Consider the following 3,860-nt stretch of genomic DNA (forward strand, 5'->3'; position numbering starts at 1 on the left):
AGATAGGCGCTCATCGCGCCGGTCGGCGGCGCGATCGACATGTCGTTGTCATTGAGGATGACGATCAGCCGTGCATCGAGCGCGCCGGCATTGTTCATCGCCTCATAGGCCATGCCGGCAGACATGGCGCCGTCGCCGATGACGGCGATGACATTGTTGCGGCCGCCGGAGAGGTCACGAGCAGCGGCCATGCCGAGGCCGGCCGAGATCGATGTCGAGGAGTGGGCGGCGCCGAAGGGATCGTACTCGCTCTCGGCGCGGCGGGTGAAGCCGGACAGGCCGCCTTCCTGGCGCAGTGTGCGGATGCGGTCGCGGCGGCCGGTCAGGATCTTGTGCGGATAGGCCTGGTGGCCGACATCCCAGATCAGCCGGTCATCGGGGGTGTTGAAGACATAGTGCAGTGCCACCGTCAGCTCGACCACGCCGAGGCCGGCGCCAAGGTGGCCGCCGGTGCGGGAAACAGCATCGATCAGCTCTGTGCGAAGCTCGGATACGAGTTGCGGCAGCTCGCTTTCGGCAAGCGTGCGCAGGTCGGCCGGGATGCGGACCTTGTCGAGAAGCGGCGTATGCGGCGTTGCGTTCACGGTGCTCAGGCTTTCGGTTGATGGGCGAAATAGGCCGCCGGCCGGCGAAAGTAAATGCGTGTCAGTGACGCGGTCGTGAGCCTGTCTGTTTGTTGGGCATGATCTCTGGATAAACGGAAACCGTTTGTCCGGGAAAACCGGTTCCCACTTTTCGGGATCATGCCCTAGCTCTCAGGCAGCGGGATAAACTCTTCCTCATCGCCGGGAACGATATCGAAGCGGCCCGTCTTCCATTCCTGCTTGGCCTGTTCGATGCGTTCCTTGGACGACGAGACGAAATTCCACCAGATGTAACGCTGCGAGCCGAGCGAGGCGCCGCCAAACAGCATGAAATGCGCGCCGGTGTCCGACGACACGACGATCTCGTCGCCTGGCCGAAACACCAGCAGCCGTTCCGCCGGAAAGACGTCACCTGATATCGAGACCTCGCCTTCCAGCGTGTAGATGGCTCGTTCTTCCGCATCGGCCGGGATTTTCACACTGGCGCCGGGCACCAGGCGCAGGTCGGCATAGAGCGTCTCGGAGTCGGCCCGCACCGGGGACCGCAATCCCTGGAAATCACCAATGACGATGCGCCCGCTGACGCCCTCGGCGTCGATCTCGGGAAGCCTGAGCGCTGCGGTGTTCTCGAAAACCGGGGCCACTTCTTCCTTGCCGTCCGGCAGCGCCAGCCATGTCTGCAGGCCGGAGATCGACATCGGCGCGCCGCGCAATTCTTCGGGGGTGCGCTCCGAATGAACGATGCCGCGGCCGGCGGTCATCAAATTCACGTCGCCGGGCTGGATGACCATTTCGGTGCCGAGTGAATCGCGATGCCTGATCTTGCCGTCGAACAAATAGGTGACCGTCGACAGGCCTATATGCGGATGCGGACGGACATCGAGCGCCTGGCCGGCGCGCAGGATCGCCGGGCCCATGCGATCGAAGAAGATGAAAGGCCCGACCAGCCGCCTCTTGGCGGTCGGCAGAGCGCGGCGCACCTGGAAACCACCAATATCCTTGGCGTTGGGAATGACCATCAATTCGATCTGGTCGCTGGCGAAGGCATCGCCGGCCTGTGGGTCGTTTCCGGGGAAGAAGCTCACGAGATGATCTCCTTGTCAGCGGACAATGCCCGCTTGGCCGCGTCAGGCAAAGCGGATCGCCGCCTTTGCCCGCAGTTTGGCCGCCACCTCTTCGCGATTGCGAGGATGCTGATGGGTTTCCAAGGAATCGAGCAGTTCGCGCGCCGAGGCGGCAATGGCCTCGACCGCGTGGTCGAAGGCATGCTGGTTCTGCTTCGAGGGCCGCGTCGTTCCGCTCAATTTGCGGACAAATTGAAGTGCGGCGTCGCGGACTTCGTCGTTGGTTGCGGGCGGGTCAAAATTGAACAGGGTCTTGATGTTTCTGCACATCGCTTCCGTATCTCCTCTTGTCCTGGAGCGCTTTCAATCGGGACGAACCCTATCCTCAGTCATGATCGTGTCCAAAAGTCGGTGAGACGGCTGCGGCCTCAGTCCGCGTCAAGCGGCTCCGTTCCAACCGGCTTGCCGTCGCGCGACAGCCTGATCTTCTCGACCTTGTCTTCAGCTGCCTTCAGCAGCCGGTCGCAATGCGCCTTCAGCGCCTCGCCGCGCTCATAGATCCTGATCGACTGGTCGAGCGGCACGTCGCCACGCTCCAGATCATCGACGATCTTCTCCAGCGCGTCGAGTGCCTGTTCGAAGCTCATCGCCTTGACGTCTTCGTTGGTCTCACCAGCCATCATTCATCCTTTCATCAGTCGCCCGACATGGGCGGCGACCGAAAATGCCAATCCTTGCAGATCGTAGCCACCCTCGAGCAGGCTGACGAGCCGGTTGCCGCTGTGGCGCGCCGCACGCTGCATCAGCTGGCCGGTCGCCCAGTCGAAATCGTCCTCGGTCAGGTTGATCTCGGCCAGCGGATCGCGATGGTGTGCGTCGAACCCGGCCGAGATGATGATCAGGTCGGGCGCGAAATTATCGAGCGCCGGCAGCACGCGCGAAAGGAAGGCATCGCGAAAGACCTCGCTGCCAGTCTGCGGCGCCAGCGGCGCATTGACGATGTTGCCGGTGCCGGTTTCGCTTTTTGCTCCGGTGCCGGGATAAAGCGGCATCTGATGCGTCGAGCAATAGAGCACCGTTGGATCTTCCCAGAAAATATCCTGCGTGCCGTTGCCGTGATGCACGTCCCAGTCGACGACGGCAACGCGCTCTACACCGTGTTTCTTCTGCGCGTAACGTGCCGCGATCGCTGCGGTGTTGAACAGGCAGAAGCCCATCGCCGTGCTCTTTTCGGCATGGTGGCCGGGCGGCCGGGCGGCGACGAAGACATTGTCGGCGCGACCTGTGAAGACATCGTCGACGGCAGCGTTGGCGGCACCGATCGCGGTGATCGCCGCCTGCCAGCTCTTCGGGCTGGCAGTGGTGTCGGCGTCGATGCGCGCGATCCCTTCGTCGGGAATGGCGGCGCGGACGCGGGCGATAAAATCGGCGGGATGCGCATAGAGGATGGTGGCCTCGTCGCCTTCCGGCGCCTGGACGCGATCGAGCCCGACAAACGCCTCGTCATCGAGCACGCGCTCGATGGCGCGCAAGCGGTCCGGCCGCTCGGGATGGCCGGGCGGCGTGAGGTGCTCAAGGAAGATCGGATGGGTGTAGAGACGAGTGGTCATCGTCCTAATCTAGTGACCCGGATCGACAAAGGCCATGCGCGGGCGGCCGATGGCTGGGGAAAATCACGCCTGCGTCCATTCGTGTCGTTGCGAGCATTGGCGTCCTCAGCGCTTCGGCGTAAGGTCACCGCCACTGCCTGGTGCCCGCCGCAAGCGGGAGAATCGGGAACACGGTTGAACTCCGTGGCGTGCCCAACGCTGTAAGGGGGACCGCGCCGGTAAATGCCACTGTCGATGACGGGAAGGCACCGAACGCGGGTTGATCCCGAGCCAGAAGACCGGCCTGGCAGGCATCGCCATCCGCATGGTCAGGCGGACGACATTGATTGCAATCGCAAGGGGACAAGCGATGCCGGAACACATGACTGCTCCTGTCGGCGACGGATTTGACCAGAACGCGCGCGATGCGGTCTATCGCGCCATGTTCACACGGCGTGACGTGCGCAGCCATTTCCTGCCCACCGCGCTCGACGATGAGGTGCTGGCGCGGCTGCTGCTTGCGGCTCATCACGCGCCGTCGGTCGGCTTCATGCAGCCTTGGAACTTCATCGTCATTCGCGACGCCGGGCGGCGGGAAAAGGTGCGCGACCTGTTCCTGGCAG

6 protein-coding genes and 1 riboswitch are annotated in these 3,860 nt (G+C 63.4%); of the genes, 1 reads left to right on the forward strand and 5 read right to left on the reverse strand.

The window, feature by feature from the left end; translation table 11 throughout:
• From EN935_RS25810 to EN935_RS25830, 5 genes are all read right to left on the reverse strand, one after another.
• Positions 1-584, reverse strand: a 584-nt coding sequence (locus EN935_RS25810; protein ID WP_245489050.1) for a 1-deoxy-D-xylulose-5-phosphate synthase N-terminal domain-containing protein, incomplete at its 3' end; no start/stop codon positions are given.
• Between the two features lie 164 nt (positions 585-748).
• On the reverse strand, positions 749-1,669 hold the full coding sequence (locus EN935_RS25815) for a pirin family protein (protein WP_109662229.1): 921 nt from the start codon (positions 1,667-1,669) through the stop codon (positions 749-751).
• A gap of 42 nt (positions 1,670-1,711) precedes the next feature.
• A complete protein-coding gene (locus tag EN935_RS25820; RefSeq protein WP_027035955.1) occupies positions 1,712-1,978 on the reverse strand; it encodes a DUF2277 domain-containing protein in 267 nt (88 codons plus the stop codon).
• A gap of 98 nt (positions 1,979-2,076) precedes the next feature.
• Positions 2,077-2,328: an exodeoxyribonuclease VII small subunit gene (locus EN935_RS25825; protein ID WP_013532792.1), complete on the reverse strand. Its 252-nt coding sequence runs from the start codon at positions 2,326-2,328 to the stop codon at positions 2,077-2,079.
• A gap of 3 nt (positions 2,329-2,331) precedes the next feature.
• Complete coding sequence (locus EN935_RS25830) at positions 2,332-3,258, reverse strand: histone deacetylase family protein (protein WP_127262400.1); 927 nt, start codon at positions 3,256-3,258, stop codon at positions 2,332-2,334.
• Positions 3,259-3,379: 121 nt separating this feature from the next.
• Positions 3,380-3,560, forward strand: a riboswitch (cobalamin riboswitch).
• 47 nt (positions 3,561-3,607) lie between these two features.
• On the opposite strand from EN935_RS25830, the gene EN935_RS25835 reads away from it, so the two are divergent.
• The coding region (locus tag EN935_RS25835; protein ID WP_206534567.1) for a nitroreductase family protein at positions 3,608-3,860 on the forward strand (253 nt) is incomplete at its 3' end.

Origin of the sequence: Mesorhizobium sp. M7D.F.Ca.US.004.03.1.1 (assembly GCF_003998635.1) — a bacterium.
GTDB lineage: Bacteria > Pseudomonadota > Alphaproteobacteria > Rhizobiales > Rhizobiaceae > Mesorhizobium > Mesorhizobium loti.

Bases quoted from the DNA above. Each gene is read 5' to 3' on its own strand.
- EN935_RS25820 (WP_027035955.1), bottom strand. From the start codon at position 1,978: ATGTGCAGAAACATCAAGACCCTGTTCAATTTTGACCCGCCCGCAACC.
- EN935_RS25825 (WP_013532792.1), bottom strand. From the start codon at position 2,328: ATGGCTGGTGAGACCAACGAAGACGTCAAGGCGATGAGCTTCGAACAG.
- EN935_RS25830 (WP_127262400.1), bottom strand. From the start codon at position 3,258: ATGACCACTCGTCTCTACACCCATCCGATCTTCCTTGAGCACCTCACG.